A 16623-nucleotide genomic window follows, 5' to 3' on the forward strand; every position below is an offset into this window, starting at 1 on the left:
CTCTGTTAAACCGAGCTGAGGAAAATAAACCAACTGTTTTTGTTTTTTACACTGTCTACTTGACAGGTAGCACTTCAGATAATCCCACGGCTCTTATTATTTTGCTAATATCAAAGCTATTACCATCGCAGCTATTCCTAATATTACAGACACTGTTAATCCAATTACCGTGTTTCTGGTCGTCTTCGATTCTTCTTTCACATCATTAAACGACTCTTTTAAATCACTTTTCATTTCAGCAATGGCTGCCATCATTCGATCTTCACGTTCTTTTGCTTCTTCGCGAAACATTCTATTTTGTTCAGCCAGGGCTTCTCTATATCGTTGCTCTCGTTCTTGAGAATCAATAATAATTTTGGAGTCACGATCCCGATTTTCTTGCTTGTGATCCCTAATGTCTTGATCCAAACGATCTATCAGAGTCTTTATCGCATCGTCCATATTATCACCTCCAGAACTTGTATATGCAGATTGTTCGTGCCCGATAACTACTTCTTGTATGATATGATCAAATTTGCTTTGACCTTCAAGGTAACTAAGTACATAAGAAGGTAAACTTTTATTTGAACTAAAGCCCACTGACTCCAATAAATGTTTAGTTTTTTTATAGTCCCCTAAATCAGTTGCAGTTTTATTGCTTAACGCCTGCATTTATATGCAACTCCTTCTTCTTAACCATGAAGAAGTATTTTCCAAGTTCATCATCATTAAGAAAAATTCGTATTTTAAATTCACCTTCACATGTAATCATAACATTGCGAATGCCGAAATTAACAGTTAATTCACCAAATTCATCATTTCCAACTCCTGAAGATCCCATAAGTTGTTGGGAGAATATCTCCTTGTCTTCAGCATCTATGCAGTCAATTTTTATAGTAAAATCACTTGCTGCAGGCACTTTCGAAATACCAGCTGCAACATCGAATGACATGAGCGTTGGAATAAAAGGAACATTAAGTCGTTGAATCGGTTGCACAATAAGTAATTTCTGTTCATTGTCTGGTGTTGGTATATTATTTGCATTTTCACATAACAAAAGAAAGTTCAAGTTCGCCTGTGCCATTACGGATCATGCTCCTTTTTTAAGCTTCGATAAATACCCATTCGACAAATAATCTTGAATTCCTTTTTATTTTAATAAGGAAATGTTTGATGGCTATATCAATATTAGATTTACCTTTCTATGATTAAAAAGAGCCGACAGAATGCTTTCCAGCCGACTCTTTCCACCGATGCTTTTGGATTTGCAAAGATAATGCCATTACATCTATTCAATGTACATCATTATTTAATACTCCGAGACAATATGATCGTGTTAAGCCAAGTCAGCTCCGAGACGGTCAGCGTCCCATTCTCCGCTTTCTGGATCCAAGACTTGTCTGTTATCAATCCACGCTTGTGCATATCCTTCAGTGTGTCCACAAGCATCTTACGTTCATTATCAGATAACTTCAATGTGTCGTCCTCCTCTATTACATCGTATTTATACAACTCATACCTCTCAATTAGATCAATGAGCAACTGAGGATACTTCGGGTCGGTCGCATACCCTCCAGCGCGGATCGCATGCGCAGCTGTCTTGTAGTCGGCATCTATGACACCGTGATAACGGTTAGGCTTGTCCCGCGTGCCGTTTAGTATCAGTTTGCTATGATCAGTGATGCTCTCGCCCCAGTTATGGTAGTGACGGAACTGTGCCATGATGTAATACTTTTCGCCGTTCGGCTTGTACTCGGCAGTGCGGTACTCGCCACTGCCAGCTGAACCAGTCCCTTTAATGCCAAACAGATTATTACCGCGCTTAGTCAGCCCGGATTCGCCCCAGTTACTCTCCAGAATCGCTTGCGCGATCGTCAACGATGCAGGGATACTTGTACGCTGCATATCTGCAACAGCATATGCCGCGATCTTGGAGATGAAGTCATTTGGCTTCATGTTGTTCACCATCCCCTTTCTCATTCAACTGAGCTAGCACCTTCTTCAGGAACGCCGGTAGCGGCACATTCAATATTCCAAGGTTCTCGACAATACTTAACCCCTCGCGGCCAATGTAGAAATACAATGCAAACGTGCGGAATATCGCAGAGTCATTGCCGATCAATTGATCTAACATAACCGCTAACGCTATTACCACAAATACAACAGCTTTACGGACGCCGCCCCAGAACATAACCTCACTATTGAGTGTCTTGGTACGGATGGCGCCTAAAATCCCTGTTACGTAATCTGCAACCATGCAGAACACGAGTATTTTAAGCGCGATATCCCACCCACCAAGGAACATGCTTACGCCTGTACCGATTCCAGCTACCACAGCGCTGAACGTATTTTCTTTCATATACACCCCACCTTTTAGGTATAAAATAGCCCACGACCAGTGATTGAGGGCATAAAAATAGCGCTAACCGATTCGGCTGCGCTTAGTAAGTCTTATTGGTGATCTCCGTGAATTCTTCCGCTGTGATTACGCCGAATGCGACATATTGCCGAAGCTGCTGCTCTTTCGCCCATCCCTTACTGTAATAATACTGCAATCGTTCAAAGTCGCTGTTAAACATTTTACTTCGCCTCCAGTTCAAGTAATCTAAGCTCTAAACCAACAACTGTATTACCAAGTGCTTCGTTTTGTGATTGTAAATCAAGAATCTGCAAGTCTTTTTCGACCATCTGACCGCCAAGTACGTCATTCTGTTGCCGTAGATCTAGTGATGTTAATTCGTGCTGAACCATCTGTTCACCAAGCAAATCTACTTCGACGCTTAGCGGCTTCCGATACACTGGCGGCTGTTCTGGATGTTCGGGATCTGGATAACTAAACTCCATCTCTCTTGTTTCTAGATTTACTCGATAACCATTGCATGCTGCGAAGTCTTGCGCATATTGACCATATTCAAACTGCAACACATCGAACGTGTCGCGGTTACGCTCGGACAAAGCGCTGTATGCTTCAATATCTTGGTCAATAGTTGTCTCAATTACAGATTCAGAACGTTCGCCAGTGTTGATAATCACATTTCCTGTTGCGACATCATAATAAATTCGTCTGCCAATCTCGTTCATAACGTCCCCCTATTCCCATGCGTACCATGAATAATTCTTATTTGAAGAATTTGCATTCGTAGCAACGAAGCCATTACTGTTTGTCGTTACTTGATCCGAAAGATAATTAGTGCCCGAAACATTAGATCCGCCACCATACTGAGTTACCCAAGCATCGTTAGACACGCTATTAGATTCTTCTGAATAAAACAACCAATGAAACTGTTCTGCAGGAAAGTAGTAAGCATTTAAATAAACAGTCTTTGGCTTAAATCCAATACCTGTAACTGTTAATTTGTTAGAAGCGTCAGCCGTTGCCGTTCCTTTGGCAAATTTCTTACCGGTTTGTATCTGCCGTATCTTAGCTGCTAACGTTGCCCATGTATCATTTGTAGTCGCTGATCCACCCATGGCGTTGATAGATGCGACTACTGCAGCTTTAGCATCAACGCCAGATTGCTTTACCGAGTCTATTTCGGCTAGAATGTTCCTACCACTCACCCACATCTCACCATTTCCTCTTACGGCAACTATAGGTTTGTATGTCATGTTTCCATCATGCGACATTGAACCAATTGAGAAACTACCATTCCCGTTGTTAAGCGGGAAAAATGCAGACAGGTTATATGTTCCGTCCATGTCTTGCCCTAATCCTGAATACAGGTGGTCGGATGTTCTACGGTACATATACATCTTTTTCTTACTTTGCTCGAATGAAATATCTCCGCTTATATTTCCACCTTCAGATGTTATTACCTTAATCCACGGCTGCCAAACTCTGCCGCCTCCGTCGTAACTGTTTCGATACCAAACGTTTCTTGTGTCGTGCTCAAACACCAGTTGTTGAACCCAATTTTGGTTAGGGGCGTTCGAAACAAACATGCCGTAAAACTTATTTCTGTCAGGTGTGTTAATTCCGTTAATAACGTTATAAATTCCCGGAGTTATTAGCGTGTTAACATCAATTGGATTATTCAAATCACCAACCGTTTTGCTTACCGCACTAGCATTTTTAGCATTAGTCTCTGCTTGATTAGCTTTAGCTTGTGCGCCTGCAGGAGTCTCCTTGGCATCCCACGATGCCTGTTTAGCTGCTGTAACATGCTTACTATTGTCCGCAGCATGTGCGTCAAACTCGCTCTTGGTTGCGGCACCTATGCTCTCTGGCGTGATGCCAGAGAGATCAATATTAGCCACAGCGTCAGCATTCCTCTTTAATTCTTGGTCTACCTTATTAAAGTTTTCGTTGAAATCCTCCACGTTGTAGAAATCATTTTCACCAGGAAGATTCAGCCCATAATTCGGCGTTGTCGTTGCCATTAAATCACCTCATTTCGTAATTCATCGTGTGTCATGGATGCCAACTGAGCATGGGTAAATTGGGATAATACTGAGTGCTTGTTATACATGATCGTGACGGTACAGATTAAGTTAGCAGGCGCTGATCGGTTTATTAGAGCAACCACATCGCTAAACGATGACTTGGATGTAAGCGCCAGCTTTACTGTCAGCGTATAAGAACCGCTGTTAATCTCTAGCGTAAAACCGTCCTTACCACACAACGTTTCAAGCTGAGTGTATAGCGTTCGTTTAGTGATCGGAATCTGCTCTAAAATACGAGTAATGATGCGGAAGCGTCGGGAATCCTCATCATCAGCTGTCTTGCCGGTTATCTTAAGTATGGACTCCCAACGTATAATGCCGTTATCAGTCAAAGTAAACACAGAAAAATCACGCGACATGTTGTTGATCAAGTCTGTGATCGTGTTAATCTCCAATTGCTCAGCAACTGCCAGTGCTTTAAGCTCAGCTATATCCTGCAGATAATCTGGCCAGTAATCACGAAGCATTGTTCGTCACCGTCCCGAGTAACGGGATCTCTGTCGCAGCTAGTACAAGATTGGCAGCTGACCCGTTCAGTGTAGTGCCTGAGATATCTAACACACCTGGCACGGCTAGTATCTTAGCATCGAGTTGACTAATGCGCAGCACGACCGCTTCTACGTCTGCCCAGCCACTAATTGAATCGCTGAGATAGCTCTGTATGGCTGCTGACACGGCGTCCTTAACCCCGTTCCAGTCGTAACCAGGTTCAAAGGTAAGATTAAACGATACATTGACTGTTAGCCCTGTCACACCATCGACGGTAACGGTATGGCCGATCGGAGCCCAGCCTTTGCCTTGACCTTGATAACCTGGTGGATCGATCTCCTGCTGGACTGACTGTATAAGCTCTGTAGATGGCACGCCGGCGGCGCTGTCAGTAATGACTAGCTTGACAGTACCGCCGCCATTCCAGGCCGGAAATACCTTGCACGCGCCTACCCCCGCCACCTGCTCCATTTTTGCGCGATAGTCCGCTACGTTGCCGCCGAATGCCTCTGTGTTGAGCGAATCATAATATCTGGCTCTCAACGATTCGTCAGATTCTTCATCCTCACCATATATCAGCACGTCCGTCATAGTCGCACTGGTCAGCCCATTAATGTAATCGATCGGTAATAAGATGCCGGTATACTCGTTGCCGATATCTCCTAGCTCCTCTGAGGTCAACTGATACTCTCCAGCTTTGATCTTAGCTGTTACGGCATAGTTGACATCTCCCCCAGAGAATCTGGCTCCGATCAGCACCTCTGCACCTGTTAACAGCCCTTTGCGTACAGCAGCTGTCGCTGGCAGTCGGAACACGCTGCGTTCCTTCGCCTTGTTCGTCAGATCGACGCCCGTCGCAGTATCAGGAAAGGCACGATCCATCTCAGTCAAAAAGATAGAATAGAGCATCGCTAATTCAGCAGCTGCCGGCGCGATCGCTGTATAGATAACGGATCCCTCGCGCTTGTCCAGAGTATCTGGTACCCGATCAAGGCAACGCTGGAGTATCGCATCATATGTCACTGTTGATTGATCTATTGCCACCTAGAACGTCACCTCTTCCTGGATCTGTACGTCGCCAAAAATAGAAACAGCGGTAAACTCTACCGCTGCCGAACGTTTATCGATATATTTTATGTTAAAGTCTATCACATCGGTTATCCGCTCATCAGCGGTTAATGCTTCAGTGATTACGCGCTTGATCTCGCTCTGCAGCACATCTCGACTCTTGCCAAGCAGGTTATCAATCTCAGCTCCGTAATCCCAGCTAAAGATCAAATATGCAAAACGTTTGGTTCGCAAGATCATGTAGATCGCTTGTTTAACAGCATCTATGCCATCAATCGTGCCTTCGATTCGATTAGTGCTAAAGTTAACTGCGTATGTTCTCGACGGTTGTTCGGCTTGTGTTTCAACCTCGACAATCTCGCCTATGTCTGCAAACGTATCTGTATTGCTTGGAGTTAGTGCCATCTATACACGCCCCAATACTAAAAATTGTTGACCTCCATGATTGCGAAGCATAACCACCTTGTCGCCGCTAGAAACGGTTGTTCCTTGCATGATGATAATTGCTTCACCTTCTATGGGAAAACGGTTGTCAACCAATATCTGAAGCGGTGACGATGATTTCACATCTCCATACACAATCATCATGGGATCTGAACTATCATTAGTTTGCTTTGATAACTTTTTTATCGCTTCGCTAAGCATTAAACAACCCTCACTTCTAACGACATGGTTCCAGCTAACAAATCATGGGTACATGATTCTATTATATACCATCCAGACATGTTGATAGATTTGATCTTCACGAATACTGACCTTCCAGCTCTTATGTTTAGGTCGGATATACCTTCCATACTTAGCTCCATGGTGGGTCTGTTCATTAGCTTCAGCATGTTTTTTGCTTGCGCATCAACCTGTGCCTTGTTCATGTCTGAATTGACAACTTCATGGTGCTGCAATATACCCCAACGTTTCATATTGTCGGAGTCTTGTGCAATATACACGTCACGTCTACCAGTATCCTTGTTGTCTTTAACCAACTTGATTCGGTTGAACGTATCGCTGTCTATGCTGCGTTTACGGTCAAACTCTGTTATCAAGCTATCATCACCGATGATAATGTTTAGGCGTGTATCCTTGACGTTTGATACTCTTAGGCTTCCGTAATCGTCCCATAGATAGAACATCTCACCTTTGTTCATCAGTGTTCTGTCAAGTGCTTCTAAGATGGTATCAAATAGTGTTTTGCTATCCATCACAAGCGAGTTAATGACATACATGGTATTAGCCACTTGACCAAGTATAATTTTGAAGTCTGCCGCTATTTGTGTGACTATTTGGTCGGCACGTTTACCAGTAAATACATATGTTTCTTTGTTCTTCAGGTATCGCATTTGGTCATAAGCCAGTACATCAATTTCACCGTTGTGGTTGACTGTATCCTTGAATACGTAGCCATGAAAGATATTCAGCGAGTTAGTTTTTACCGCTATAATACCGCCTTCTATGATATTAACATTCTTGTCATTAATCATAGTGAAGTCGAATTGAGCAGGTGCGCCTTTCCTCACTGTTTTCCATGTTGCTTCAGTAATCAAGGTTGTAATGTCATGAGCTGCGCCAGTATCTATGTTTTGGTACATTACCTGTATCATAGTTTCAACACCTGATTAGGGTAGATTGTGTACTTCGGCAGACCAGTTCCTTTATTCCTAGCATCGATCATGGCTTTGTTTTTTGCATAAAGCTCAGGATACTTGCTACCGTCATTGTATCGCTTCTTGCATATAGACCACATGCTTTCGCCTTTGACAACTGTATGTGTTTTAGATGGTGGCGGGCTTCCTGCTCGTTTATTCGTTCCTGCTGTTGCCTTCTTACTGTTGTTAGATAGTATAAGCCGCTTCGCTTCGTATGTTTTCCATTCCTTCAGCGTGATAGAGAAATAGATATCTCCTACCTCACCAGCTCTTTCCTCATAATCAAAGTTCTCAATAGACATATTTATGTTAATGTCTAAGTCTGAACCGTATAAGGCGAATCTTACAGGAAGTTTTTTGAACCGTTGCCCTTGTATTGCTTTCACATAGTCAGAAGGATTTAAACGACCAGCTTTAGATGTTACGTATGGAGCGTTATGCAGCGGGAAATGAGATTCAAAGGTAACTTCTCTCAATCCCATCTCCTTCAGCACGTTTATTTCACCTATTCCAAGAACGGTGTATGTTTCATTCGTTCCAGCAGACGAAACCTTTATCGACTCAGGAAGAACAGGGAATTCAATCCGTCTGTTCTCCAAGATAAGAAACATTTGATACTTCATGAATTCCCCTCCTATGCGTATACACTTTCTGCGTTAGCTGCAATTTCTTCATCAAGTTTCTTGGCAAGGCTGTTCATTACGTCGTCAATATCTACCTTCTCGCTTATGGTAGCTTGCATTGATACTTGAGGTGTCAACGTAACGAAGTTCTGAACATACTTCATTTCGGCTATGTCCTTCAACATCTGCAAATCTTCATCAGCAATGTTGACTTCTTTTTCAATCTTTCCTACCTTATCAACCTTGCCAACATCAGGTACGAAGTTGTCTCCACCAGCACCGCCGAATTGATTTACGATTTCCTGTGTTTTATCTTTATCGTCTTCAGGAGGTTTTTTGAAAAGTTCGCCAACGGCGTCCGTTATATCCTTGCCTATGTCTTTACCAATATCAAAACCGCTGTCGAACGCTTCACCTGTGTCTATCTTGTCCATACGGTCAAGCTCTACTTTTCCTTTACCGAATGTTTCATCAACCTGTTTGCTCAGGTTGTCTCTGAACCCTCGTACAGCGTCGGACACACCTGTATCAAACACAGCATCGATCGCATTGGCAATCGTCTCTACAACCCCCATGACAACATCGAACATGTCATATATCAATCGGATGATAGATCCGACAGGATCTGATAGGAAGTTAGCGAAGAATTCACCGAATGTTGCAAGCAAGTTCCACAAGTCAGCAAACAAGTTGTAGAAGAACGCATAAAACCCACCCAATATACCGCCGATGAATCCGAACACATCTTCGAATGTGACTCCTAAGCTAATGAGTACAGCGGCAACGGCTGCTATTGCTAGTCCAATCAACATGATCTGCCAGTTCATAGCCATCCATGCAGCGGCTTGAATCAATACAGGAGCTACCATACTCCACAACCTAACAATCATTAGCGGGAATTGCTGATAGATCCACAACGCCAGTATAGCCCCTAATCCAATGAGTATAGGAAGTATGATATTCCAGTTGTTTGTTACGACTTGACCAATCATATTAATTAGGTCGATAAATCCAGTTATGGATGCTGCTACAATGTCTATAGCTCCCATTATTCCGATTATCATCGTTTCCCCTGCCGTACTATTTAGGAAGCCATTAATGGTCTGCATGACGCCGCTGAATGCGTTTGTGGCGTATGTCTTGATTTGATTCACTGCGCCACCAAATGTCATTGGCATATTGCCGAACATCTTATTGATTTCATCGCCCATACTAAACAGCGCACCCTTGATAATATCGGCAGTTATTTCACCATCAGCAGACATTTCCTTCAGCTCGCCTTTTGTCTTTCCTGTGTAAGCTGAAATCGCATTAGCAAGCATAGGGGCATTCTCCATGATGGATCTGAATTCATCACCTTGCAGCTTACCAGCAGCCATTGCCTGTGTTAACTGATACATGCCTGATTGTTGTTCCATTGTTGATGCACCCGACAAGGCGAACGACTTTTGCATCAATTCAGCGAATGCAACCATTTCATCATTGGATGAAAATGCATCACCAGCCAATAAACCAAGTTTTGCGACTGAATTTGCCATGTCGTTATATACGCCCCTAGAACGCATGGCTGCATTGTATACATCGTCTTGAAGCTGCTTTTGCTCCTCTAGACTGTCTGTGATCAATCCTAAGCGTGCTTGTATTCCAACATATGAGTCAACAGCTTGCGCACCTTCAACCAATCCTAATGCGGCTACAGCCCCTAATACATATCCTTTTACATCTTTCCAGCCGTTCGCAACTTTTTTACTCCCTTTTGCAGCAGCATCTTGTTTTCTAACAAAGTTATCAACGCTATTACTAGATTGATTTATAGAATTTTTAGCGTAATTGAACATCTTTGATGGGTTCATTTTCAAGCTCTGAACATCTAAATTGCGCATGGACTTTAGAACACTGTTAACCCCTTGTTCTGCTCTGTTCAATGTCGATGTAAATTTGTCCTTAATTGCTAGTGATGTACTTATGCCAGCCATTGTACACCTCCTTACTATTTACGCTTCGCTTTCGCCTTTGCTCTGCTTTTGCTGATTCGATCAGACTGAACATTGATAGAAGCGTAGATAAAAGCCCTCTCTCTATTGGAAAGGGCTAATAACTGCGAAGGAAGTAACTTCAACTCATGCAGGGCATAGTGAGCGTATTCCGCTTCACCGCCCTGCTCTATTAGTTTTTTGCTTCGTCGATCAATTCATTAATGTCGTTGTCAAACCCATTAACGGATTGGATCGCTTCTACCAATTTCGCGTGTTGTCCGACATTTAGTAGCTTTCCTACTAGATCCTCGGCTCCAACGACACCAAACTTTTTCTGAAGCTCAGCGTCTTTAAAGTTAGGATCAAGTGTACACGCAACGACCAACTTGTTCATATACAAGTCTGTGTCTCGCTCCGTTTCCTTTTGGTGCGTTTTTTTGTTGAAGGTAGACTTCTCGCAGCTCTTGCGGATCATCTTGTTTTCAGCTTCTGTGATAGACTTAACCACGAATGGAAATGGAAACGGTGCAATTTCAACCTCTGTTTTTACCTCAGTTTCAATGTCGTTATTAATCAAGAAATCTAGTAGTTTACCCATATTGAAAGCCCCTTTACATTAGATTTTGTTGAAAGATTGGAGAATATCGAAATTCTCAAAAGTAAAGTCAACATCCTCATCCAGCGAATCGTCGCTGTCTCCATCCAGCTTCGTTAGAATGGTCGAATCCAGGTTAACGCCCATTAGCAAGACGCTCTGTTTACCGGCAGCGCTGGCTGGATCTTCGTTTTCAACTACCATATCAAAATACACATCGCGTCCCGTATCCTTGTATAGCTTCAGCATTGATCTGAACAAAGGCGACATGTAGTAAATCGTCATGTTGCCACTACCGCTCATTCCGGTTGTCTTGTGGCCGGTCATACGTTTGCCGATCGACTTGATTTCTGATTTCGTCTTCTCGATCGTAGCCTCTACAGTCTTAGCGAAGAACATTTCCTCGTTGTTGCCGTTAATCTTGGCGTAGGCTCGTCCTTCCTTGCCGCTAATTGTATCCTGCGCGTTAAGTTCTCTCATACCTCTTCACCCCTTAAGCGACGTTGACCGTCATATAGAGTTTTTCCATACTATCATTCGGCTGTAGTGCGCAATTCACCATTACGTCACGCTTGCCAATTCCTTGTGCAATCTCAATATCCGCACTATCGAACTCGCTGATTGCACCGATCGATTGGTACTGCAGCGCCAGTGATACGAGATCCGCCTTGAACAACTGCCGACCAGTGTCATTATTGGTCATCAAGCCGATGTACGAAGCCCCGAAAATGCGTGCCACGTCGTTAGCCCATCCATCAAGTACGCGAATAACGCGATTGCTGGTCCAGTCTGGCGACTTACCTCCGCCGAAGGTCGTTAAGCTGTTGATGTCTGTCAGTACGCGTGCCTTTTGATCCTCAGCATAGAATACGAACTCGCCAGCTTTTATCGCGGCCTCATACTGAGACTTGGTGTACTTGATATCAACATCCACAGCGCCATCGTATGCGGTGTTAGTCAAGCTTTGGTAGATCTCTGCAGCTGCTGTGGCGCCAGTTACCCATGCCACTGCCTTATCAGATGTGAGCACCGTTCCGCCCTCGAGTACAACACCGTTCTTCACGTTGATAATTCCTTCATAGTCAGCTGCTTGGTTGGCCAAGACGCAGGTGATCTTCTTACCTTCGTCATCGCGTAAACGCTTAGTAAACGAAGCAAACAGCGACTTGATGTTATTCTCTGTTCCTGGATAACCGAGCACATTGAAGCTCTCAACTTCAAGCGCTGTAAGGTAAGCGGAGTAAGCGGAACCGTCAGCGGATCCATCTGTGCCGCCAGCCAATGCCGTAGCCACAGCAGCGGCCAGTGTTCCTGCACCAAATGTAACAAAGTCATTTCCAACAAGATCACCAGATGTCGTAACCGTCTGCTTATCGACCTCTGTACTTCCGAGGTGCGTAATTACGTCAAAGCCGCTGTCTGGATTGGTTAATACCGCAACTCGGATCGCGTTCCCGCGGGTACCGCTGTACTTCGCAGTTACCTCAACGCCGCCGATCGTCGCGCTTGCCTTAACGCCGGTATTAACTCTATACACCAACAAAGTCTTTGCTCGTTTTAGAGCTTCGCGGATCAGCAACAGTTCCGGCGCGGTTGGCTCATATCCGAATACCGTAAGAGCTTGCTTGCTAAATTCGGCAGCATCGACCTTGATGATCTTGCTTTCAGCTCCCCAGCTCAACACAAGCGGTAGGGATGCGATCCCTCGCGCGCCAGCTGATACGCCGCCTCCCGCAGCTACATAGTTGATATATGTTCCAGGCAAAGTCTTGTTCTGCATTGTAAACGATCCGCCACCAATTGGCATATGATCACACCTTTCTATTCATAAAGTCCTTAACCAATCCATTAACCTCGGATATGGTGTATTTCTTATCGTCGCTTAGCAGCGCATCTAGCACGTCAGGATTGACGTTTAACCTTGCACTGGACATAAGCTGCCACTTAGTAAAAGAAGGCTCCTGCACAGTGTCAGAAGCCTTCCTACTCTTGCTATTTTTCATGACTTCAATCCTCCTTCAACCTGAAGGTCATTCATTGTCTCGCCTACCACTCGATCGATGAGACCCGTAATTTCTACATCAAAGATGAAATGGAATACCATATCGTCGCCGGGCTCAGCGTGAGCATTGGTTAGATGTATCGTCTTCCCCTGGACCTGAAGCGTCTCAAATTCGAAGTACATCGTTTCGGCCCAATCGTTAAAGGTCATGTTATCCTTCTTGGATTGGAAGTAGAGCACTTCGAAGCTGTAAGATCGCGAACGTCGCCGCGCCAGCCCTTTGCTGTGCTCTTGATCGACGCAACGGACATAAAAGTTACCGTCAGCTCCCTTGGGTATCTCGTCGGTGTAGATTTTCCGATTAGGGTATAGCTGTTTCAGTTTCAGAGCGGTCGCTTCGATGATCTGGTTAACCGTCATGCTACACCATCCTCTCGATATATTCCTTGATCTTCTTATCGAACTTTCGCTTTAGGCGGGCGTCCTGCGTGATCTTCGTCCGCTTTATCGCTCTTAGCAGTACAAACCGACCTTTGACGTAACCATCTTTCGGACCGACGTACATTCCGCCTGGGTCGTCTTTATCGCCCGGCTTCGGTTTGTACCCCTTGATGTACACAAACGTGTTACCTTCCCATTTACCAGGCACCCAGTGACTGCGGAATCCATATTCCAGGTGCTTGGCGTAATCCAGGTTGTTGTATACGTCGATGCGGTATGTGCCGCCGTTCCGCTGCGACTTGCTGCCGTCATGGTCCTTGTTGTTACTGTGTGCTAGCGCCTTGTCACCAGCGTGGAAGTTGTTTCGATACGCCCCACTTGCGACGATGTCTGGACTATCATTCTTCGTAATCAGCTTCGCCTGCTTGACCGCATAGACGCCCTCACCGACGATCAGCTCCTCCATGATCTCAGGTACATCATCGACAAGATCCAGGAGGTTGTCCCGAAACTGAACCAATTCCTTGTAATTAAAGCTCATGCTAGATCAACTGCCTTCAAGCGTACCTGATTATGCGTCGCGTAAGATAACGGTTTACCGATGACCTCAAAGGATTGAATATTTGCACTCGCAGGGTTAATTCGACCAAACCGTCTAACCGTAATATGGTCCCCTGCCTCGATCGACAGCTCCGGCTGCACAAACAGAAGCATGTCATACTCGATGTGGTGCTGCACATCCGTCTGTTTGCTACTATCTCCCCGAGCAGACAGCGCACATATGATATCGACATAAATATTCACCGGATCATCTTCGGTTCTGGTTATCCCATTTGCTCCCTCTACCTCATGCAAACGGTTTACGGTGCAGGTGTCCTCGTACGTCGATTCTAGCGCACGTCTCTCGGCTCTTGCGTTTCCGAACACCATTACCACCTCAACTTCCGATAGGCGTTAAGCTGAATAGCGTAGTCATCGATGATAGACTTCCCACCTTCCAGCTTGCCGACTGCTGCTGTATCGAAGCTGGTTGATTGATCACCGCGGCTAACTGACTTGACCGTTGGATTCTTAGCTTCCTGGCCGTAACCTTCAGATCGCCACATATCTGCGGCCATGCGGATAATGATTCGCTCAAGTGTCATAGGGATCTCAGTGATATTGCAGTATGCCTTGACTTGGTCAATAACTGAATCCAGGACGAACTGCAATAGTCCGTCCCTTGAGTCATCAGTAATGCCGAGTATGAGCTTAAGACTCTGTACCATTCGGATCAGCCCCTAGAATTAGTCCAAGGATTTCATCCTTTTTGGTTGCCTCACCAAGTTCAATTTGATGCAATTTAGCATAAGCTTTCAGTTCGGGAACCGTCATTTCTTCGATTTGCTTGGGCTGTTCTTCACGAACAACTTCATACCCATGTGATTCGAACCATTCAAGAAGCTCCGGCTTGTCTGTCTCGCCTACGCCGTTTACAAACATAACACTAGCTGAAATGCCGCAATAATCTTTATTGGGACAATGTACTTTTGCCATTATAGATCCTCCTATTGCACTTTGATCTTGCGGAATACGCCTGCCGCTTTAGAAGCTTTGAGGGCTACAGCAGCAACCATCTCGACTTCACCCTTCTTAACAGCACCGGCAGTAGTGAAATCAGGCAACCAAGAACGAACTGGAGGCTGACCAGCCATAGATACACCATGGAAACCGTCCAATCCTAAACGGGCTACATAAATCGATGTCGTACCCGCGGTAGGGTCTGTTGAAATAACTGGGTCGTTCGTGCCCGCTTTAGCGCCAAAATCTGTGAACGGAGTTGTTCCATACCATTCAACCTGTTGGCCGAAATCATTCTTAGTGACCTGGTACATACCCGCACGTCGAGCTACAGCGCGAAGCTTTGCAATCATCTTTGTATTACCACCGATGAATGAAGGTGTACCATCCAATCCCATCAAAAATTCATCCAGCATGTCCAGAAAGCTCGCATAGTTTTCCGTCACAAGTGCTGAAGTGGAAAGATCGATTACCGTATCGCTAGCGCCGCCGTTGTACTCAGTTGAAGAGCCAGTCAAGGCTTTATCCAAACCGTCAAATGCAATGGAGTTCGTTGCGCTATCACCGTTGATTACTGTTTCATTGAAAAGGGCAGATGCTGCCTTGATCTTCTGGGACATCTGCAATGTAACCTCATCCACGATACCGCCCATGCCAGCGATGATACGGTCTACCTCAAACGCCCCACCGAATACCTTCAGGTCAACAGTATGACGCTGCTTTGTCACTTCGGATGGAGTGTATTCGGTATTCACTGCGCGGAACGATGCAGTTGGTTGAGTCAGCAAACGAGTATATCCGTATGTGAGAGTTGCACCGCCACCAGTAGGCGATACGCAATCATCAAATGTCATGTTGTTGAAGAGAAAGTTACTCTTCGCAAATTCATCGATAACGCCCATTTGGAGTTCGTCTTGTACGTTCTTTTTAGCTTCCGCTAATGTTACTGCCATTCTTAATCATCCTCTCAGACTATTGTTTTTGCTGGCTTGTAAGGGCCAATTTGATAGCGTCAGACAGCGATGCAGGAGCACCGCCGCCTTGGCCGCCTGTTGTACCAGCTCCGGACCCAGCAGGCTGAGCACCTGTTATTGTCGTCTGCTGCTGGTTGTCTGTTTGCTTTTCCTCAACAAACAGATATGGCTTCGACTCTTTGAGTGGCTTCATGAGATCGTCGATGTTGGACTTAAGTGCGCCGTTATCGTCAATCTCGAGCTTGTCCATGTCCAAGAACCGTATAATGTCATCAGTGTCGTGAACCTTGCCGGCCAATGCTGTTTTGATAGCGGCAGTGCGCTGAATCTTAACTAGCTCAGCTTTATGATTCTTGCCCAGATCATCAATCTTGCCTTGAGCTACCTTTACGTCATCAGCAATCTTAGCAGGATCACCGCTGCCGCCTACTGCTTTCAGCGCTTCAGCTGCCGACTTTAGGGCGGTCTCGGCACTGGTTTTGCCGGCATTCGCCGCGTTATACTTCTCAGCGGGAACAAAACTTCCGTCATTCCCCACAACAAGATCAACGTCCTTTCCCTCCTTCCCTTTACCTTTCATTGCTTCTTCAACTTGCTTGGACAGCTCCTCGCCTAACAGAGACTTGATTGCTTCAACGATCATGACTATCTCCTTTCACCGCTGTTTATATAGCGACTTCCACGCTCATTGCGGATCCGGTTGTGCTGGCACCGGGAGGCCAAATTTGAGCAACAAAAAACCACCGTCCTCTTAACGAAGGCGATGGTTCAATCATTTCTATGATTCGGACAATTATTGCATATTTTCTTGGTATCGTCTGACGGCTTAATGT

At 45.0% G+C, this 16623-nt stretch carries 25 protein-coding genes; all 25 read right to left on the reverse strand.

Going from position 1 to position 16623, the window contains the following annotated elements; all coding sequences use genetic code 11:
* Positions 1–96: 96 nt before the first annotated feature.
* Positions 97–651: a hypothetical protein gene (locus AC3WTP_RS04275; RefSeq protein WP_492393346.1), complete on the reverse strand. Its 555-nt coding sequence runs from the start codon at positions 649–651 to the stop codon at positions 97–99.
* Positions 632–1063 (reverse strand): DUF6941 family protein, encoded by a 432-nt coding sequence (locus AC3WTP_RS04280; RefSeq protein WP_492393347.1) that lies wholly within the window; start codon positions 1061–1063, stop codon positions 632–634. Before AC3WTP_RS04280 ends, AC3WTP_RS04275 begins: the two co-directional genes overlap by 20 nt.
* Positions 1064–1284: 221 nt before the next feature.
* Positions 1285–1935, reverse strand: coding sequence for a glycoside hydrolase family 73 protein (locus tag AC3WTP_RS04285; protein ID WP_492393348.1), 651 nt, complete (start codon positions 1933–1935; stop codon positions 1285–1287).
* Positions 1922–2338 (reverse strand): phage holin family protein, encoded by a 417-nt coding sequence (locus AC3WTP_RS04290; RefSeq protein WP_492393349.1) that lies wholly within the window; start codon positions 2336–2338, stop codon positions 1922–1924. The genes AC3WTP_RS04285 and AC3WTP_RS04290 overlap by 14 nt, the downstream gene beginning before the upstream one ends.
* An 82-nt stretch (positions 2339–2420) precedes the next feature.
* Complete coding sequence (locus tag AC3WTP_RS04295) at positions 2421–2558, reverse strand: XkdX family protein (protein WP_492393350.1); 138 nt, start codon at positions 2556–2558, stop codon at positions 2421–2423.
* Position 2559: 1 nt separating this feature from the next.
* A complete protein-coding gene (locus tag AC3WTP_RS04300; RefSeq protein ID WP_492393351.1) occupies positions 2560–3060 on the reverse strand; it encodes a hypothetical protein in 501 nt (166 codons plus the stop codon).
* Between the two features lie 9 nt (positions 3061–3069).
* Positions 3070–4359: a pyocin knob domain-containing protein gene (locus tag AC3WTP_RS04305; protein ID WP_492393352.1), complete on the reverse strand. Its 1290-nt coding sequence runs from the start codon at positions 4357–4359 to the stop codon at positions 3070–3072.
* Complete coding sequence (locus AC3WTP_RS04310) at positions 4359–4889, reverse strand: putative phage tail protein (protein ID WP_492393353.1); 531 nt, start codon at positions 4887–4889, stop codon at positions 4359–4361. The genes AC3WTP_RS04305 and AC3WTP_RS04310 overlap by 1 nt, the downstream gene beginning before the upstream one ends.
* Positions 4879–5955, reverse strand: a complete 1077-nt coding sequence (locus tag AC3WTP_RS04315) for a baseplate J/gp47 family protein (RefSeq protein WP_492393354.1) — start codon at positions 5953–5955, stop codon at positions 4879–4881. Before AC3WTP_RS04315 ends, AC3WTP_RS04310 begins: the two co-directional genes overlap by 11 nt.
* The gene (locus tag AC3WTP_RS04320) at positions 5956–6384 is read right to left on the reverse strand and encodes a DUF2634 domain-containing protein (RefSeq protein ID WP_492393355.1); all 429 of its coding nucleotides are present in this window, start codon (positions 6382–6384) and stop codon (positions 5956–5958) included. It lies immediately after the preceding gene.
* Positions 6385–6624: a DUF2577 family protein gene (locus AC3WTP_RS04325; protein ID WP_492393356.1), complete on the reverse strand. Its 240-nt coding sequence runs from the start codon at positions 6622–6624 to the stop codon at positions 6385–6387.
* Positions 6624–7574, reverse strand: a complete 951-nt coding sequence (locus AC3WTP_RS04330) for an XkdQ/YqbQ family protein (protein WP_492393357.1) — start codon at positions 7572–7574, stop codon at positions 6624–6626. The genes AC3WTP_RS04325 and AC3WTP_RS04330 overlap by 1 nt, the downstream gene beginning before the upstream one ends.
* Positions 7571–8242 (reverse strand): LysM peptidoglycan-binding domain-containing protein, encoded by a 672-nt coding sequence (locus AC3WTP_RS04335; protein WP_492393358.1) that lies wholly within the window; start codon positions 8240–8242, stop codon positions 7571–7573. The genes AC3WTP_RS04330 and AC3WTP_RS04335 overlap by 4 nt, the downstream gene beginning before the upstream one ends.
* Before the next feature lie 11 nt (positions 8243–8253).
* Positions 8254–10218: a tape measure protein gene (locus AC3WTP_RS04340; RefSeq protein WP_492393359.1), complete on the reverse strand. Its 1965-nt coding sequence runs from the start codon at positions 10216–10218 to the stop codon at positions 8254–8256.
* 190 nt (positions 10219–10408) lie between these two features.
* On the reverse strand, positions 10409–10816 hold the full coding sequence (locus AC3WTP_RS04345; RefSeq protein ID WP_492393360.1) for a phage tail assembly chaperone: 408 nt from the start codon (positions 10814–10816) through the stop codon (positions 10409–10411).
* A gap of 18 nt (positions 10817–10834) precedes the next feature.
* Entirely contained in the window at positions 10835–11293 is a 459-nt protein-coding gene (locus AC3WTP_RS04350) for a phage tail tube protein (protein ID WP_492393361.1), read from the reverse strand.
* Positions 11294–11306: 13 nt separating this feature from the next.
* The gene (locus AC3WTP_RS04355; RefSeq protein WP_492393362.1) at positions 11307–12620 is read right to left on the reverse strand and encodes a phage tail sheath family protein; all 1314 of its coding nucleotides are present in this window, start codon (positions 12618–12620) and stop codon (positions 11307–11309) included.
* Between the two features lie 4 nt (positions 12621–12624).
* Complete coding sequence (locus AC3WTP_RS04360; protein ID WP_492393363.1) at positions 12625–12816, reverse strand: YqzN/YkzM domain-containing protein; 192 nt, start codon at positions 12814–12816, stop codon at positions 12625–12627.
* Entirely contained in the window at positions 12813–13235 is a 423-nt protein-coding gene (locus AC3WTP_RS04365; protein WP_492393364.1) for a phage tail terminator family protein, read from the reverse strand. The genes AC3WTP_RS04360 and AC3WTP_RS04365 overlap by 4 nt, the downstream gene beginning before the upstream one ends.
* A 1-nt stretch (position 13236) precedes the next feature.
* Positions 13237–13797 carry an HK97 gp10 family phage protein gene (locus AC3WTP_RS04370; RefSeq protein ID WP_492393365.1) on the reverse strand — a complete coding sequence of 187 codons (561 nt, stop codon included), beginning with the start codon at positions 13795–13797 and terminating at the stop codon, positions 13237–13239.
* Entirely contained in the window at positions 13794–14186 is a 393-nt protein-coding gene (locus AC3WTP_RS04375) for a hypothetical protein (protein ID WP_492393366.1), read from the reverse strand. Before AC3WTP_RS04375 ends, AC3WTP_RS04370 begins: the two co-directional genes overlap by 4 nt.
* Positions 14186–14524: a phage head-tail connector protein gene (locus AC3WTP_RS04380; RefSeq protein ID WP_492393367.1), complete on the reverse strand. Its 339-nt coding sequence runs from the start codon at positions 14522–14524 to the stop codon at positions 14186–14188. Before AC3WTP_RS04380 ends, AC3WTP_RS04375 begins: the two co-directional genes overlap by 1 nt.
* On the reverse strand, positions 14508–14792 hold the full coding sequence (locus AC3WTP_RS04385) for a hypothetical protein (RefSeq protein WP_492393368.1): 285 nt from the start codon (positions 14790–14792) through the stop codon (positions 14508–14510). The genes AC3WTP_RS04380 and AC3WTP_RS04385 overlap by 17 nt, the downstream gene beginning before the upstream one ends.
* An 11-nt stretch (positions 14793–14803) precedes the next feature.
* Entirely contained in the window at positions 14804–15769 is a 966-nt protein-coding gene (locus tag AC3WTP_RS04390; protein WP_492393369.1) for a major capsid protein, read from the reverse strand.
* Between the two features lie 19 nt (positions 15770–15788).
* Positions 15789–16433 (reverse strand): phage scaffolding protein, encoded by a 645-nt coding sequence (locus AC3WTP_RS04395; RefSeq protein WP_492393370.1) that lies wholly within the window; start codon positions 16431–16433, stop codon positions 15789–15791.
* Between the last annotated feature and the right edge of the window lie 190 nt (positions 16434–16623).

The sequence above is a fragment of the Paenibacillus sp. EB106-04-04-XG159 genome, from assembly GCF_058791835.1.